The sequence below is a fragment of the Alteromonas lipotrueae genome, assembly GCF_019249215.1.
In the GTDB taxonomy this organism is placed as follows: domain Bacteria; phylum Pseudomonadota; class Gammaproteobacteria; order Enterobacterales; family Alteromonadaceae; genus Alteromonas; species Alteromonas lipotrueae.
On the sequence record NZ_JAESDI010000012.1, the window covers coordinates 110,953 to 129,155 of the forward strand.

Annotated in this window: 12 protein-coding genes; 8 read left to right on the top strand and 4 right to left on the bottom strand. The window is 44.7% G+C overall.

Translation table 11 applies throughout. From position 1 onward, the window contains the following. Positions 1–5: 5 nt before the first annotated feature. Positions 6–1,955, bottom strand: a complete 1,950-nt coding sequence (gene acs, locus JKP82_RS15380) for an acetate--CoA ligase (protein ID WP_159533372.1) — start codon at positions 1,953–1,955, stop codon at positions 6–8. Positions 1,956–2,208: 253 nt separating this feature from the next. Between acs and JKP82_RS15385 the strand changes: the two genes are divergently transcribed. Then, complete coding sequence (locus JKP82_RS15385; RefSeq protein ID WP_159533373.1) at positions 2,209–3,375, top strand: DcaP family trimeric outer membrane transporter; 1,167 nt, start codon at positions 2,209–2,211, stop codon at positions 3,373–3,375. Positions 3,376–3,531: 156 nt separating this feature from the next. Then, positions 3,532–5,532 (top strand): alpha-amylase, encoded by a 2,001-nt coding sequence (locus JKP82_RS15390; RefSeq protein ID WP_159533374.1) that lies wholly within the window; start codon positions 3,532–3,534, stop codon positions 5,530–5,532. A gap of 99 nt (positions 5,533–5,631) precedes the next feature. Here the strand turns inward: JKP82_RS15390 and JKP82_RS15395 are convergent, their stop codons facing one another. The 3 genes from JKP82_RS15395 to JKP82_RS15405 all read right to left on the bottom strand — a co-directional run bounded on the left by JKP82_RS15395 (position 5,632) and on the right by JKP82_RS15405 (position 9,024). Beyond that, positions 5,632–6,783, bottom strand: a complete 1,152-nt coding sequence (locus JKP82_RS15395) for a Na/Pi symporter (RefSeq protein WP_218397698.1) — start codon at positions 6,781–6,783, stop codon at positions 5,632–5,634. A gap of 126 nt (positions 6,784–6,909) precedes the next feature. Further along, positions 6,910–7,962, bottom strand: coding sequence for an aldo/keto reductase (locus JKP82_RS15400; RefSeq protein ID WP_159533378.1), 1,053 nt, complete (start codon positions 7,960–7,962; stop codon positions 6,910–6,912). Between the two features lie 18 nt (positions 7,963–7,980). Further along, the gene (locus JKP82_RS15405; RefSeq protein WP_232370693.1) at positions 7,981–9,024 is read right to left on the bottom strand and encodes a chemotaxis protein; all 1,044 of its coding nucleotides are present in this window, start codon (positions 9,022–9,024) and stop codon (positions 7,981–7,983) included. A 381-nt stretch (positions 9,025–9,405) separates the two neighbouring features. On the opposite strand from JKP82_RS15405, the gene JKP82_RS15410 reads away from it, so the two are divergent. The 6 genes from JKP82_RS15410 to JKP82_RS15435 all read left to right on the top strand — a co-directional run bounded on the left by JKP82_RS15410 (position 9,406) and on the right by JKP82_RS15435 (position 18,194). Continuing rightward, positions 9,406–11,886 (top strand): S8 family peptidase, encoded by a 2,481-nt coding sequence (locus JKP82_RS15410; RefSeq protein ID WP_218397700.1) that lies wholly within the window; start codon positions 9,406–9,408, stop codon positions 11,884–11,886. A gap of 108 nt (positions 11,887–11,994) precedes the next feature. Then, the gene (locus JKP82_RS15415; RefSeq protein ID WP_232370694.1) at positions 11,995–12,822 is read left to right on the top strand and encodes a DUF6689 family protein; all 828 of its coding nucleotides are present in this window, start codon (positions 11,995–11,997) and stop codon (positions 12,820–12,822) included. Positions 12,823–12,847: 25 nt separating this feature from the next. Then, complete coding sequence (locus tag JKP82_RS15420; RefSeq protein WP_218397702.1) at positions 12,848–13,675, top strand: GAF domain-containing protein; 828 nt, start codon at positions 12,848–12,850, stop codon at positions 13,673–13,675. A gap of 82 nt (positions 13,676–13,757) precedes the next feature. Further along, positions 13,758–16,886, top strand: a complete 3,129-nt coding sequence (locus JKP82_RS15425; protein ID WP_159533388.1) for a protein kinase domain-containing protein — start codon at positions 13,758–13,760, stop codon at positions 16,884–16,886. Beyond that, complete coding sequence (locus JKP82_RS15430; protein ID WP_159533390.1) at positions 16,879–17,568, top strand: sensor histidine kinase; 690 nt, start codon at positions 16,879–16,881, stop codon at positions 17,566–17,568. The genes JKP82_RS15425 and JKP82_RS15430 overlap by 8 nt, the downstream gene beginning before the upstream one ends. Then, positions 17,565–18,194, top strand: a complete 630-nt coding sequence (locus JKP82_RS15435; RefSeq protein WP_159533392.1) for a response regulator — start codon at positions 17,565–17,567, stop codon at positions 18,192–18,194. Before JKP82_RS15430 ends, JKP82_RS15435 begins: the two co-directional genes overlap by 4 nt. The last annotated feature ends 9 nt before the right edge of the window (positions 18,195–18,203 follow it).

Here is an 18,203-nt window from a genome sequence, read left to right on the forward strand (position 1 = left end):
ATCCTTTATGATTTGTTTAGTCGCTCCTCAATGAGTGTATCAACAACTGACGGATCCGCCAATGTAGATATATCACCAAGTTGCTCATGTTCGTTCGCGGCAATTTTACGCAAAATACGACGCATTATTTTACCTGAACGGGTTTTAGGTAGGCCAGCCGACCACTGTATTTTATCTGGTGTCGCAATGGGGCTAAGCTCTTGTCTAACCCAGTTTTTAAGCTCTGTGGTTAGCGCATCATCAACGGCAACACCGTCAATTGGGGTAACATAAACATAAATACCCTGCCCTTTAATATCATGTGGGAAGCCCACTACAGCTGCTTCGGCCACTTTGGGATGGGCCACTAATGCACTCTCAATTTCAGCGGTGCCTAAACGGTGACCAGATACATTTAACACGTCATCTACACGCCCTGTGATCCAGTAGTAGCCATCTTCATCACGCCTTGCACCGTCACCGGTGAAGTATACACCTTTGTACGCACTAAAGTAGGTACTGATAAAGCGTTGATGATCGCCATACACAGTTCTAGCCTGGCTCGGCCAACTATCCTTAATCACCAGATTACCTTCGGATGCCCCCTCAAGTTCATTTCCTTCAGCATCAAAAAGCGCAGGTTGAATACCAAAAAATGGTCGCGTAGCTGACCCAGGCTTAAGTGCTGTCGCCCCCGGCAATGGCGTTATCATATGACCACCGGTTTCAGTCTGCCACCACGTATCCATGATAGGACAACGGCTTTGACCAATTACTCGGTGGTACCATTCCCACGCTTCAGGATTAATAGGTTCACCCACTGTACCCAGTAAACGTAACGATGAAAGGTCACAGCCCTCAGCGGGTTTATCACCGTGAGCCATCAATGCACGAATAGCGGTTGGTGCGGTGTAAAGGCTGTTTACTTTGTATTTTTCTACTATTTGCGCGATACGTCGCACGTCAGGATAGGTAGGAACACCTTCAAAAAACACCTGAGATGCACCGTTAATCATAGGGCCATACACCATATAGCTATGCCCAGTGATCCAGCCTACATCGGCAGTACACCAGTAAATATCATTATCTTGATAGTCAAAGGCGTATTTAAATGTCATTGCGGTATAAAGCAAATAGCCACCGGTAGTATGCACTACACCCTTAGGGGTGCCCGTTGAGCCCGATGTATATAAGATAAAGAGTGGATCTTCCGCGTTCATTACTTCAGGCTCACACGTCGTGGAGCACTCAGCCACAAGCTCATCCCACCATACATCGTGACTTTCGTTCCACGCTACATCTTCGCCTGTCACTTTCTTAACGATTACGTGAGTAATTGAGGGGCAGGCCCCCTTTGACAAGGCCTTATCTACATTGGCTTTTAAAGGTACAGATCGCCCCGCTCGGCGGCCTTCATCTGCTGTAATAACTACCTTAGCATCGCTGTCGTTAATACGATCGGCAATCGCATTCGGCGAGAAGCCACCAAAAATAACGGAGTGAATAGCACCAATACGGGCGCACGCCAACATAGCGTATGCAGCATCGGGGACCATAGGCATATAGATAGCGACTCTATCGCCTTTAGTTATACCAAGTGATTTAAGTGCATTAGCTAATTTACAGACTTCATCATGCACTTCTTGAAAGGTAATATCCTGGCTTTCTTCAGGGGAGTCACCTTCCCAGTGAATGGCCACTTTATCAGCATTGTCTGCTAGGTGGCGGTCGATACAGTTGTAACTGGCATTTAACTCGCCGTCTTCAAACCATTTTATGGAAACATCATTGTCACCAAAATGGGTGTTTTTCACTTTGGTCGGCTTTTTAAACCATTCAAGTAAGTTTGCGTGTTCAGCCCAAAATGCTTCAGGGTGTGCTACAGAATTAGCATACATCTCAGCGTACTGAGCATCCGTTAAATGGGTCGTACTTTTAATTGCGTCAGGAACAGAAAAAATCTTACTGGCAGTCATAAAAAATTGCCTCCAATATCAATAATGTGAAATGCTTTTATATACTAAACACTGTAATGATTAGACTATAAAGTAAAAATGCGACTTTGGTCTTACGATTCACGGACTTTAGTCCTAGGAATTCGACTGCTCGCCAATTACGACTATAGTCGTATGCGACCATTAGCTTATTCCAATTTGTATCAAGGTCGGCAAACCTATAGAAGTTAACTTTGAATTTACATTTATTTAACCACACTTTAGGGCAAATATAATGAAAGCCACAATAAAAAACTCAGTGCTAGCCGTATCGTTAGCACTTGCAGCGTCTAACGCCACTCTCGTTAGCGCCGCTGCCTTAGGCGATACCAGCGTTAAATTCACCGGCTACATAAAAGCCGATGCGATGGTGAGCAACTACTCTGAGGGCACGCTAGGTTCCGGTAGTATTGGTCGAGATTTTTACATACCCTCGCTGACTCCGGTTTCAGGCGGCGATGAAGGCACCCAATTCGATGCACATATTCGTCAATCCCGCTTTAGATTTAGCACCAACACGCCAACAGCGGAAGGTGACGAAATCAAAGGGGTATTAGAATTAGATTTTATCGTCACTAGCGGTGGTGATGAACGTATTAGTAACTCTTATACACCCCGTGTTCGCCACGCCTACATTCAGTATAAAGAATGGTTAGTGGGTCAAACATGGACCACATTTATGGATGTGGGTTCCCTGCCGGAATCTCTTGATTTCATTGGTACGACAGACGGCATTACATTCGGTAGACAAGTTATGGTGCGATACACCAACGGCGGTTTACAATTGGCGTTGGAAAACCCTGAAACTACAGTAACACCCAACGGTGGTGGCGGACGTATTGTAGCTGACGATAATGCCGTTCCTGACTTTGTTGCAGCTTACACTGCTAAACAAGACTGGGGTTACGTAAAAATAGCAGGCCTTGTACGTCAACTTTCATATGATGACGGCAGTGGTATAGATGCCGATGAAACCAGTTATGGTGTCGCCTTGTCAGGAAAATACAAACTATCGAACGGCGATGATATTCGCTTTATGGTGAATACAGGCCAAGGGATGGGTAGATATTCCGCATTGAATGCCGCAAATGGCGCAGTCATCACAGCCGATGGCGATTTGGAAGCTATAGATTCAACGGGTTATGCTATTGCCTATCGTCACCTTTGGAACGACAGAATGCGAAGCAGCATCATGTTTTCAGCATTAGATATTGATAACGACACTAACCTTACCGGTCTTAGTGTGACAGAAAGCAGCTACAGCGCACGTGCTAACTTACTGTATTCGCCTACCAAAGCGCTTACCTTTGGTGCAGAGTACGCGTTTGCACATCGCGAAATTGAAGAAGGTTTGGAAGGTGATATGAACCGCCTTCAGGTTTCTGCAAAATACGCATTTTAATCTGATACTTATCAGTAATGAATACGGGCGCCTCTTGAGGCGCCCTTTTTATCTTCGCCTGTCTGCATACGTATTCACATTGTTTACATTTAATTTACATTCTAGTGTCTAGTTAGTTTTCTCCATGCAGTTAAATAACGTCACTAGGACTCTTTTATGATTAACCGTAAATTGCTGGCTTCCAGTGCAGTCGCTACCTTACTAGGCTATGGTATAGCCTCCCCTGTTGCGCATTCACAGCCTTCCACATTTGTGCACTTATTCGAGTGGGATTGGCAGGATGTAGCAACCGAATGTGAAACCTATTTAAGTCAAAATGGGTTTGCTGCAGTGCAGGTTTCCCCGCCCAACGAACACATTAATGTTCCTCAGTGGTGGGCTCGCTACCAGCCTGTTAGCTATGATTTAGAAAGTCGCGGCGGATCTCGCGCAGACTTTACAAATATGGTTCAGCGCTGCAACGCAGTGGGTGTAGATATATACGTAGACGCTGTCATTAACCATATGGCCGCAGGATCGGGTACTGGAACAAACGGAAATACTTTTGGGAATAAAAATTACCCAATGTACTCGCCTCAAGATTTTCACGATACCTGCTCAGTTGATGATTATGGAGACCGGTGGCAAGTTCAAAACTGTGAATTAGTCGGTTTAGCCGACTTGAAAACCGAATCTAGTTACGTACAAAGCACCCTAGCAAACTACCTTAATGACTTGGTAAATATTGGCGTGGAAGGTTTTAGACTAGATGCCTCCAAACATATGCCTGCGGCAGATATATCGAGTATCATCAATCAGGTCAACGGCTCCCCGCTTGTGTTTCAAGAAGTAATAGATCAAGGCGGTGAGGCCATTAGTGCCGATGAATATTTCTCAAATGGCCTGGTGACCGAATTTAAATACTCAGTTGAAATTGGCAATGTTTTTCGCAATGGATCACTTGCTTGGCTTAGTAACTTCGGCGAAGCATGGGGTTTCATGCCAAGCTATAAAGCCGTTGTTTTTGTTGATAACCACGATAATCAACGAGGCCATGGTGGAGGCGGTAATGTTATTACCTTTGAAGATGGACGTTTATACGACCTTGCGAATATCTTTATGTTGGCATGGCCTTATGGTTACCCCAAAGTCATGTCGAGTTACGACTTCCACGGCGACACCGATGCGGGTGCACCATCAGTGCCAGTGCATAACAACGGAACACTTGAATGCTTTGCTGATAAGTGGAAATGCGAACATCGTTGGTCGTATATTTCAGGCGGCGTTGATTTCAGAGATAACACGTCAGATGATTTCGTGGTAACCGACTGGTGGAGCAATGGAGGCAACCAAATCGCCTTTGGTCGCGCAGACAGTGGATTTGTGGCAATAAACAAAGAAAGTTATACCATGGATACCACGCTAACCACATCCATGGCACCAGGCCAATATTGCAACGTATTAACCGGTAATATTAATACCGCCAAAACCCAATGTAGCGGCGAAGTTATTTCCGTTGCCCCCGATGGCTCTGTAGCCGTGAATATTGCTTCATGGGACGCCATTGCCATTCATCAAGGGGCAATGCTAACCACAGATGAACCCAATGCAGATTGGCAACGCACTATCATTTTTGTACAAGCCACCACCGAAAGTGGGCAAGACATGTTTATTCGAGGCGGAATCGATCATGACTATGCAGCATCAAATTTAGGGCTCTCTTGCACAACGAGTAACTATGCGTGTGCCATTCCCATCATCCACAACAATATGCGCAACACGACGACGGCACCTTGGAAAGCCAACGACAATTATCTTGATTGGTACGGTGTTGAAACTAGCCAAAGTAGTGAAGCTGAAGGTAGCGCGCTTGATTGGACTACGAATAATTGGCCTTCAGCGTGGGGCTCCATTAAAACCGTCGACAATGATGGTTTTGGTGAAACACCGTTGAACCTGTGGGGCGATCATTATTGGATGCTAGATGTTCAAATGGATTGCAGTAAAACCATAAACGGTTGGTTTGAACTAAAAGCGTATATTAAAAATGGGCAAGGATGGGAAAGTGACGTAACTCAATCAGGTACGCCTTATACATCTAGTAATCATATGGCGCAGTGTGGAAAGCGCAATATGTTTGTGTTTGGGCAAAGTAGCGCCGACATAACCGCATTCTAGCGCTACACATTTAATAACTATACTCTCTCAAACTACAATAAGGCAGGCCCCGCTGAGGTACCTGCCTTAGCTTACTGCTATAGCTGCGCTGGGAAACGCCTACACCGACATAAAAATGATACCTAACGGCATGCAGAAAAACAGTCCACCAATATACGCGACACCGTAAAATTTCTTCTCGGCTACAATGACCGACAGTTTATAAGACAAATCTAACGGAATATTGCGCAACATCGGCGTACCGTAAATTAACACCACGCTAAAAACGTTATATAACAGATGTACAAGGGCAATTTGTAATGCAAACGCGGCATTCACACCCACCACACCAAGCGCTGCAATTAACGCGGTAATACAGGTGCCAATATTAGCGCCAAGGGTAAAGGGATAAATATCTTTTGCCTTTAGAATTCCGCTCCCCACTAAAGGCACAACCAGCGAGGTCGTAGTAGAAGAAGATTGCACCAGCACTGTCATTAGCGCACCAGAAGAAATACCCGATATAGGCCCTTTACCGATACTTTTATGCAGAATGTCTTTTGCTTTACCCACCATAAGGGATTTCATGATTTTCCCCATGTAGGTAATTGAGGTAACAATAAGCCCAATACCGAGAATGATCTTAACAATACCGGGGTACACCGAAGGCAAACCGCTAACCATGCCTGTTACCGCGTTAAGAGCTGGCTGGGTAAGTGCTTTAATAGGATTAAACCCTTCAACGCCCATCGTGCCACCCGTATTGAGCATAGACACTACAAAGGCGCTGGAGTGCTCTAAAATGCCAAAGGCCATTTCTAGAGGTAAAAATATAATCACCGACATCACATTGAAGAAATCGTGAATAGTTGCGGCGTTAAATGCTCGTTGAAACTCATCCTTTCTGGCGACATGCCCAAGGCTAACGAGGGTATTAGTGATGCTGGTGCCAATATTAGCTCCCATCATCATGGGCACGGCAATGGTGATAGGTAATCCACCTGCCACCATACCAACAATAATAGAGGTTACCGTACTTGACGATTGAATGAGTGCGGTGGCTACCATGCCAATAATTAGCCCCATGATGGGGTTACTGGCAAAAGTGAACAGCGTTTTAGCGTGATCGCCTGCGGCCAATTTGAAGCCACTGCCTATCATGCTAACGGCTAACAACATTAAATAAACGAGGGCGAGAAGCAGTAGCCAACGGCGCCAGTTACCATGCTGGGTTTCGGTTTCACAAACAAGAGGCGAATCTGATAGAGACATACAGTAAAACAGTCTATAAATAACAGTGAATTTATACTATGACGAAGATGTGACAGATAAATGACCACCTTCAACAGAAAAATTCACCGTAATTTATAGCCCTACTGCATCCTATCTTTAGGCCGCTTAAAAACCTAGAGGATAGCGGCGTACCACCTCTCCGACTTGTTTCAATGTGCTTTCATCAAGGTTAAGTGAAAACGCAGACAAGTTTTCAGCTAACTGCTCGGAGGTCGTTGCGCCAATAATAGTAGAAGTAACACCTGGCACTTGTTTACACCATGCTAAAGCCAATTGCGAGGGAGTAATCTTTGCTCGCTTGGCAATTTCAACATAACGAGCGGTGGCTTCACGGGCGGGCTCTTTATCTCTGAATAATCCTTGGCGCTGAACCAGTGTCCATCTAGAACCTTTGGGTCTATCTCCATTCATGTACTTACCACTTAGCATACCCGTAGCGAGTGGCGACCAAGGTAAATAGGCAATATTTTCAAGTACACAGGTTTCAATCAGATAAGGCCAATCTTTTAAATGCAGCAAACTAAATTCGTTTTGGATAGAAACTGGAAAAGGAATATTCATTTCTTTGCACAGCGTCAAAAACGTATGAATGCCCCAAGGCGTATCATCAGATAGCCCCCAATGGCGAATCTTTCCAACATCGAGTGCTTGTTTAATGCCGGTTAAAATATCTCGCATACCCTCAATTTCTTGCTGCTTATCTATTTTTGTGGGGTTAGCACGATCAGGCCAATGCTTTCCAAAATGTGGCGTAACGCGATTAGGCCAATGTAATTGATAAACATCAACATAATCGGTATTTAAACGACTTAACGAATCATTCAGTGCCGCTTCAACCGCGCTGGCAGTAATAGGCCCGCCTTCTCTTATATAACTCAAGCCGCTACCGGCCACTTTTGTCATGATAACAAGGGAATCACGTGCTGATTGATTTCTTGCTAACCAGTGACCCAAGATTCGCTCGGTATCACCATAGGTTTTCTCGTTCGGCGGAACAGGGTACATTTCGGCGGTATCGATGAAGTTCACACCATGATCAACTGCTATTGCTAATTGCTCATCGGCGTCTTGCTGCGTATTTTGAATGCCCCATGTCATGGTGCCAAGGCAAATATCCGATACCGATAAGTCGCTACCGCCTAATTTGTTAAATTGCATATCTACGTTCACCCACCTTCAACTTGTCTCTGGTTTTCTCTGCTTTTGTGCTAGTTCTGCTTCCACAATAGCGAGTCGTTCTTCAATTGCTTGACGAGACTCTACCATTTCATTGGCAAGCTCAGCCAACGATTTGAACTCAGCAAAACCGAGTTTCCTCGGATCCATTCGCTGATATTGGCGCTTACACCGATAAAAGAACATAACGAAATTAGAAAAAGCGCGGTGAAATGTGGCAAAGCTCTTCACTAGGATTAAAATTAAAAGCACTGACGTGAGCACCGCAATACTAATACTGTATATTTTTACTTTTTGCTCTTGGTTTTCAATAATAGGCTGTAAAGCTTTGTCGATTAACGTGAGCTGTTGTTCCACACTATGCGCTTGTCGCCGAAAGCGTCCCACCAATCCTTCATTATGAGTAAGACCTAATGTTTGATGGGCAACAGCAAGTGCCCCCACTGCTTCTTTATATAAGCCAAGTAATTCGTTTACCTGTTCAGATTTGCCCGCACTACGCGCTTGCGCCAGCCGCTCTATACTCTGAACGGCAAGGGTAGCGTAATACTTATTGCGGGTTAACCGAAAATCGCGAATGGCCAACCTTGCGCTGTCAAGTTGAATGAGCGCATTAGATCCAACGTCGAAATACGACTGACTGAGCAATGCGCCCTCAGTCTCTATCATTTCCCCTAACAAACCAGATGTTGGTGTCAGCCCTATTTCGGTTTGTAACGTAACCACTTGTTGGAAAAGTTGTTGGTATTCATGTACTCCCTCGGCTAAGTTTCCTAACTGCGACGTAGGCATATCATAATCGCTAATTAATGGCGTAAGCTGGTTAAGCCGAGTGCTAAAACTCTCAGAACGCTCGATAAATAACTGAAAGTACTCCTGCTGATGGCGCATCAGAAAGTCTTTTTCATGCCGGCGCATCTGCAATAAATCTTGCCCCATACGAAGCAATAAGTCCCGCTGCTGATTTAATTCAATGAGCCTCTGCGTAAAATAATGCTGACTGACCACCAGCATGCCCATGCCAACAACACAAATCAGTGTCATTAGAACAAGCCTAGATTTTATAGAGTCAAACTTCATTCTTGGTATGTCTCCTAGAAAATGTTGTCTATTAACGCCAGGGCGTATCAAAAGCGAGCACGTGTATTGAAGATAGCCTAAAACCTGCCATTTAGAGCAACCGCTATACCCGCATCTACACCGGCACTGTTATTGGTACTTCCTCCCGTATATGCACTCTCCAAGTACGCAGTAACAGGAGTCAATATCAATGCTCGCTGACATATAGGGTGAAACCCCTATGTTCGAACAAAAAACAAACCGACATTATAAGGGCGTACCTTGCTGCAAAGGATACCTGAAGAAGATGACAGTCTTAAAACGGGATTATCTACACAAAAATGCAGTCTCATTTTGGAGAGAATAATGAAAAAGTTTGCCCTATCTACCTTAGCTGCGGCCATGCTCGCAAGCCCAGCGGCTCACACGTTAGCTGATGCCTACATTGGCGCTCAGCTTACCGAAACACTCACCACTCTTGATGCAACAGACTCACTTATGGCGGTCGTGACTTACGATCAGCTAGACCCGCTAGCCGAATCTCAATTACAACAACTCTTAAATCTCGGCATTTCAGAGGGGGTTCAATTCAAATCATTGCCAATCGTTGGTGTTATCGCCACGAAGGCACAGATAGATGCCATTGCAAAAATTGACGGCGTTCGCTCTGTATTTGCGAACCGTAAAATGAAGTTATATAACGCAGATGCTCGTGAAATTACGGGTGTTGCAGACCTTCAGAGCGATGGATTTATTCAGCGCAACGGTATGGAATTTACTGGTAAAGGCTCTACCGTAATGGTGATAGACTCGGGTATTGATGCCTCTCACCAAGATCACTTTTTCGGTGATACCGTAGTAGAAAATGTACAAGCCCTTACCCATGCTTCTGCAATTGGCATTACCGGTGTGACTGATGGCTTCACCTTGAAAGGCCAAGTAAATACCGACCTTAACTCAGGTCACGGAACGCATGTGGCAGGTACTATTGCGGGTAGCGGCAACATGTCCGATGGCAAATATATAGGCGCCGCGCCTGACGCTGATTTAATTGGGTATGGTTCCGGTGGGGCTGTTCTTTTACTAGATACCATTGGCGGTTTCGACTTCGCCATTAGTAATGTTTACAGCTACAACAACCCAATCAAAGTCATTAGTAACTCTTGGGGCTCAAGCGGTAAGTACGAGCCATTAGGGCCAGTGTCTTTAGCTACTTACAAGGCTCACAAGCTAGGTATGATAAGCGTTTTTGCTGCTGGTAACGATGGTCCAGGTGAAGATTCACATAATCCCTATGCGCAAATTCCATGGGGCATATCGGTAGGTGCAGGTGACAAATTTGGCGGCTTGGCAGACTTTTCTTCACGGGGATTAAACAGTGAGTCTGGTGATTTCACTATGCCTGATGGCACCGAGTGGACTTATAACAACGAAGTTTCCGTCGTCGCCCCAGGTGTAGATATTGTTTCTACCCGAGCAACAACGAATTTAGCGGCGAATGGTGGCGAAGCAGATATTGATGCCATTGAAGCACAGAATCTGCCGTTCTATACCATGATTTCAGGCACTTCGATGGCAACCCCTCACGTGTCAGGCATCATTGCACTCTTGCTAGAAGCAAACCCATCTTTAGATAACACCTCAATCAAACAAATTTTGCAAGAAACAGCTACCAATATGCCAGGTTACGAGCGTTGGGAGGTAGGAGCGGGCTACGTTAATGCTCGCTCTGCAGTAGCTGCTGCACTCGACTATGATATGTCTCACAGCATAACTGTAAACAACTTGCCGTCGAAAACCTTCAAGGCCAACGCATTGGTATCAACCAGTGAGCGTACAGAAGTGTTCGACTTGTTCTACGCACCAGTGGGAGAGCCTGAAGTAAAGACCTTTGAGGTAGGCGAAAGCGAAGTGCTCGTTAAGGCCTCGGCAAGCACCCTCGCCAATTTAACTAAACTGGTATTAGTCGCGCCCGATGGTACCGAGTACTTTGGAAACTTAACCACACCAGTATTGAGCACTACAATGCGTGTTTCAGCTCCAGCAATGCCGGGCACCTGGGGAATCTATGTCTACGGTTTAACATCTCTTTCAGGTGTTCAAGCGGACCCTCTAGGTATCACCAATGGCCCAGGCGTTCCTGAAACGTTTGATGTGACTGTTTCGTTCGAAGAAAGCGGTGGTTATGAAGGGATTGATGATATTGAAGGCCATGCACAACAAAACGCGATTGAATTTGCGATTAGTGAGCGCTTAATGGATGCCCTTAACAACCGAGGCTTTTATCCAAATGCGGGCTTAAAACGCAAAGATTTTGCCCGCTATGCTGTAATGGGCGGCGCAGTAAGACAATACCGTGACCTATTAAACGAAGACGTCCCTAACATTGGTGCCGTTCCAGGTTTTGATAAAGCATTTGTTGAGTCGGTTATGGTGAGTGGCGGCGCATTAAAAGATAACTTACGCAACCAATCACCCGTACTTTATAGCGAAGACGGCAGCGCCAACCCGTTTGGGGTAATGAGTAAGTTAGATACGGCTTATGCTATGGTGCAAATGCTAGGATTAGAGTCGGTTGCCACCAGTTTCGACCCTGATGCCGACATTATTGTCGATTACAGCGGTGAACAAATCGTTCTCGCCGATCAAGACCAAATTCCAGCGGAGTTAAAAGGCTACGTCCAATTGGCTATCACGATGTCGCTAATTAATGTCTCTTTTGGTACTGAACAGGCCCCTTTTAGTGTTACCCCAACGCTGACAGCAAGTTTTGACCCTGAGACGACTGTAACGCGGGCGCACTACGCTGTACTTTCATCAAGATTGTTTACCCAATATTATGAGTGATAACAGCTAAATGAGAAACGGAGCCGTTATAGTAGTTGATAACGGCTCCAATTCGGGTTACTTTTTGAACAAGGTTTAATAGAGATTGGTATTATGAAGATATCTCAAATGAAGTTTAAGCTCTTAATCAGCGTTGCTACCCTTGCGGTAATGATGTTTTCTGCCGCCCAAGCTCAAGTCGTTCTACCCAATTTACTTACAGTCGATAACAACCGCATTCAAGCAAAATTATCACTAACTACAGCGATTGAAGTAGACCTTACCATCGAGTTTGAAAATAGTATTGGCCTTCATGCTAGTAACTTTGACATTACGGCCGAGCTTCTCGACCCTAGTGACTTATTAATTACCGACCGCCTACCATCATTATTAACTAGCGCGACATCGGGCTTTCCGGTATTGGTATCAATATCACCAAAAGCAAATTCGGGTTTTGGTTTTGAAGGCGTTGCCATGGTAGAGCTTTATACCAAAGCGCTTCATTACGTCCCTACCACTCCATTTCGGCTCTTTACCTCTCACGCAGATGGCACTTTTGAAGATATCACCACACTGACATCTTCCGGTAGCCTTCGCGCAAGAGGCAGCACGGGCCAATTCTCTGACTTCATTATTCTGCTTGATACGCGCGCGCCAAGTGCAGTCATTAGCGATAAAGTCAGTAATATCAGCCAAACCGTCAATAACAATAGAAGCGATATCTCTTTGGTACTTCAAGGAGCACTAGATAGCGGAATTAACGACATTCAAAATGCATTAGCAATAAATGATGATGCCGCTGCATTAACTGCAGTGGACAGCCTAATTTCGGTTGTTGATAATGCCTCTGGTAGTGAGATTCCTGATGTATGGCTTGCCAACGGTAGTGTGGTAAACGCAAAAGGGATATTGCTTACACAAATGCAAACCCTTCGTTTCAGTTTACGTACACTGTAAATCGCGAGTTATACGGAGCCTTGTTATGCCATTGCAAATTGCAGTATCTCAGCCTAATGGCAGCGTAGCAGAGCACGTACTTTTTGAGGGTAGACAGTATCGAATAGGTCGGGCGCAAAATGCTGACATTATTATTGCGCATCCTCAAATCTCTCGCTTGCATGCCGAATTACAGGCCACTAACGACAGTTTATGGCAATTAAATGATACCAGTTCAACAGGTTGCTTCAGTGGCGGTGTGCCCGTTAAAAATATTGCGATTAATAAACCTCAGCATTTATTTTTCGGCCCAATATCATGCAAACTTACACCGGTTGAGCATAGCAAAGTTATTCAGTTAGATAGTCAACGCGTATGGCGAGAGCGACAACTAAAGCGTTATCAAAACCAACTTCAAAACTGTAATGACAGTAGCGCACTAATTCATTTAGCTCGAGAATGTTTAATTCAGTCGTTAGCTTGCGAGCGCGCCTCACTCATCTTATTTGATGAGGAAAATAAAGCATTGTTTGGTTTGGGTCACGAGCCATGGATGAATTCGGAGAACTTCACCGGTAGCCGCACTATTATTCGACGTACGATGGAAACAAACGCGGTGCTGGCGGTAGGCAATATTGTTGCCGACAACTCTCTTAACGCTCAACAAAGTATTATTCGCAATGGCATTCAGGCCGCTATCAGTGTTCCCGTTTGCATAGACGGTAAACCAGTAGGGGTTTTATACGCCGATTCCCTTGTGGGGAGACGCTATTTCACCGAAACTGACATCGAGTTTGCCAGGTCTCTCGCTAATTTATTGTCTCTTCGTTTGTTATTCCACGCCATAGAGCATAAACTTTCTCTAATTAATTAGAATAATATTGGTTTCACTCGTTGCGATATGCCCAGCAAAGCGCGCGAGATGAAGCCTATGCTGTAGTAATTGTAGTGTGGAGATGCGTTTGACTGGGCCGGGGAATATACCTTCAACGCCAGAACATTTTCAAACTGAGGCTTTGTCATCAGGGCCTAGACTTGCCTCCGGAACCATACTTTCTGATAGGTTTCGTATTATTCAACAGTTAGGGGCAGGCACTCAGGCCAGTGTTTATGCCGCCAAAGACGAGTTACTTGCGGTTGATGTAGCACTGAAACTCATCCCTGGCGCCGCAACTGATCCAGCCAGTATGCAGGTACTTCGCAATGAAGTTGTTATTGCTCGACAACTTCAACACCCTAATATTATTCGTGTTCACGATGTATTTGCTGACGAGTATTACGCCTTTTTCACTATGGAGTACATAGAAGGTGAGCCATTATTCGAGCGCCTTCAACGCCCTATTTCTCGCACCACATATCAAAAATGGTCGCACCAATTACTTGATGCTATTGCCACCTGTCAAAGCGTAGATATTAAACACGGTGATATAAAACCCGACAATATCCTTATTGATTCGAATGATAACTTATTACTCATTGATTTCGGCATAGGCCAATCGGAACAAAATGGTGAGCAAACGAGTGGCCATTTACAGTACTCGGCTCCAGAAGTGATTCACTCGGGAACGGCAGGTGAATTTTCAGATACCTACAGTGCCGGTAAAGTGCTTAAGGATATGCTCGGTTGTGTGGCGTTATCATCATTTTCGTTATCTGACACTGTGTGGCTTAGAAAGCAAACTCAGTTTATTCGTAACCTTACCCATCAAATTCCAGAAAAACGCCCCACCCTAACACAAGCGCTGAACCACGCTAACACGCCCGCTTCATCGTCAAAATTCGTAGCCGTGTTCATCATTTTTATACTTGTGTTAGCAACGATTGCAATTACCTTTATGGTGAATAAAACAAAATCTAATCAGGATGGGTTCGGCAGTAAAACCTTACAACTCGCTATAATTCACGATAACAACTATCCACTATTAGGCACCATTAGTGACTTACTTCGCTACCCTCTTTCAACCCACCCTGATGTTGCTTTGGTCAGCGAAAACGAAAGCACTACGATAATTGGAAATTTAGCACTGTCCCCTATGGATAATGACAATGATAGAGTGGATTTCAGTGCAATCCTTGGTACCGATAGTCTGTTGTTACTTGATGCAACTCCCACTAGCAGTCAGTCTTACTTACTTCACGCCAGCGTACTTAGTATGCCGGCCAATACGCAGATATTTACGGTAAGTCATTCTATTACGACCAGCAGCTTGGCTAACGATTTAGATGCCTTTGCCGACAAGCTCGTTGAAGCATTGTTTTCTCATTTAAAAACCGAGGTAGACACCCCAGACTTACGTTACTTAAATGCGTTACATGATGCCTGGGAGGCCGGGCCGGCCCTTGCTCGTGAAGATGCTATTGAGGCGATGATAACCAGTACACCAGATTACCCTGGGGGGTGGGTAGCTAATGCTGAACTAGCGTTAAATAATAACGATATTTTGGTCGCCAGAGAGTCTCTAGATACCTTAATGGCAATGCCCGACATCGGCGAGTATTGGCGTTTGCAGGGAGAGCTACTTCGGGCGCAAATAGATGATAATCTTTCGTTGGCCCAACAATCCATTGATGCGTTAATTAGCCATTACCCTAATCGTGCCGACTTACTTGCCATGCGAGCTGATATCCATCAGTGGGCTAACGAGCCACTATTGGCCATGGACGATTACCAAGCCGCGTTGCAATTACGTCCCAATGATGGCCAACTTTGGTTTGAACTTGCGCGTTTGCAAATAATGGATGGCAACATTGACACTGCCATTAGTGAAACCCTTACTCAAGCGCTAATTGCCTTTAGAAAAGTTAAAAACAAGGTAGGTGAAAGCTTAGTACTTAATGCTTTTGGTATCGCTCACTTGCGTATTGCAGAGCACGCTACCGCAGCATCGTATTTTCAAGATGCACTATCACTTAGGGATGCTACATCCCAACCTTCTGAACGAGCCAAAACACTTGCCAACTTAGCTATCGCAGCATCACTTACTCGCAAAATCGAACTAGCCGAATCTTCGTTAAAAGAGGCTTTGTCACTCATAATGGATATTGGTGATCTGGAACAAGAAGCTCACATCAATGACACGTTAGGGTTTCTCTATGAAGAGCAAGGTGAGTTCGAAAAAGCGCTTTTGCACTATAAACGTGGTTTAGATATTCGGGTACAAATCGATGACAAAGTGCTAAAACCAGAAAGCATGAGTAACGTAGCTTATATGCACTTTTTGATTGGCGATCTGTCCCTTGCTGATATTTATTGGCAACAGGCGAAAACGTTATTTGAGAGGAACAACGATCAGTCTCATCTGCTTCGTACGTATCAAAACCTTGCACAGTTAAGTTTAGTAAAGGGCGACAATAATGCCGCCACCCGCTATCTTTCTGAAGTTGAGGGTAAGTTGAACCAGCAAAACGACCAAGAAAAAATGGTAAACCACCTGCTGTTAAGTTACTTCCATTTTACTAATGGGAAGTTAATTGAAGCCCTTACCCAAATAGAGCAAGCGAAGCAATTAGCTGAGCGTGCATCAGACACTCGAGCACTGATTGAGGTAAGTTTATGGCATGGCGAAGTCTGTCTTCGCACAGCAGATTGGCAATGCGTAACAGAGGTGCTTTCGAGTATCGACAGCGAAGTTGTTAAAGAAAGGCGCGATCAGCATGCTGTCATGCAGTGGCTACTGTTAGCATCACAACATCAACAACAACCAATAAATACAACCGGCTTTAGCCCGTCTTTCGACACATCTCATATTCCCGTAGTCACAGAACTTAAAATTTTATTGGATATTCAACACCGATTTAATCTTGAGCCTGACAGTGAAGTGATGCAGACGATTAATACGCTTATTAAGCCAACTTATTATCAGCCTTATCTACATTGGCTATATCTTGAGGTAAGGGCCGGCAAAACTGAGCTAGCCAAAACCCTAGCGCAACAATTAGCAGTGCATCCCAATTACTGGCGCAATCACGTTTACTATTCAGTTTTTCCAAAGTACGAAGCCAAACTACAGCCATTACGTACACAGTGGCTAGAGCAGCTTTCTGAAACGCAAGCATTAGAATATAGGCAGGCCTACCTTGAGTGATATTGAGCAGCAGCTGGCCTCAATTCGAGCCCTTCAAGATTCTTTAAAAAACAGACTTGATGACGAACAAGCTACACTTCAAAAGCTCGCTAAACGTTTATGGGCGCAACAAGAATCTGAAAAAGCAAAGTTATCCCGTGAATTACACGATGGTATTGGTCAGCTTTTAACAGGGCTAACTCGACGCTTGCAGGCCTTGTCAGCAGATTCGCCTGAGCTTGAAAATTTGCATGGTTTGGCAGAAATGGCGTTAAATGATGTGCGCCAATTATCGAGGTTGATGAGCCCTACCATTTTAGATGATTTGGGGTTAAAACCTGCATTAAGCTGGCTTTGCCGTAACTTGCTCAGCTCTGAAGATATCGAGTATGAATGCACCATTGATATTCCAGCAGATATTGCTAAAGATGTGAGTATTTTACTCTTTCGCATTGCACAAGAAACCTTGGTTAATACCATAAAACATAGCCACGCGAGCAAAGTAACGTTAAGTCTTGCCTTTCATAATAATGTTATTCGCTTAGATATTGTGGACAATGGTGACGGATTTGATAAAACAACCGTAGAGCCTGGTGTGGGCTTATCGAGCATTCGAGATCGAGCTAAGGCGTTCAACGCACAATTAGTGTTAACGTCGGCTATAGGTCAAGGCACAAGAACAACAGTAACGGTACCCGTATGACAATTCGTGTAGTGCTCGCAGACGACCATGTATTAATGCGCCAAGGCGTATCACAAATGTTAAATGCCACTGATAACATCAGTGTTATTGGTGAATGTGATGACGGCGTCGAGCTTGTATCGACGGTGGTTAAACTCTCACCCGATGTCATTCTCATGGATATTTCCATGCCTCGGATGAGTGGCCTTGTGGCCATTGATAAAATACTTTCCCAGCGATGCGATGCCAAAGTACTTGTGTTGTCGATGCATAACGAAGTTGAGTATGTAGAAGCCATGCGTGATGCAGGGGCTAGAGGGTATGTGCTAAAAGAATCATCTGGTGATGTACTTGTTGAAGCAATAAAAAAAGTGGCGGCAGGACAAACGTTCTTCCCCGACAGGGTGAGTGATAGCCAGGATGAACAGTTTCAAAAACACGTTAGTCCATTAAGCGTACTAACGCGCCGAGAGCGCGAAGTTTTCTTTTTGGTTGCCGCCGGTAATACAAGCAAAAAAATAGGTGAGTTATTGAATATGAGCCTAAAAACTGCTGAAAATCACCGAAGTAATATATACAAAAAGCTCAACTTGAGCAGTTCAGCCGAGCTAATAAGAATGGCCGGCAAAGCCGGCCTTCTTGAATAGCGATTGCTT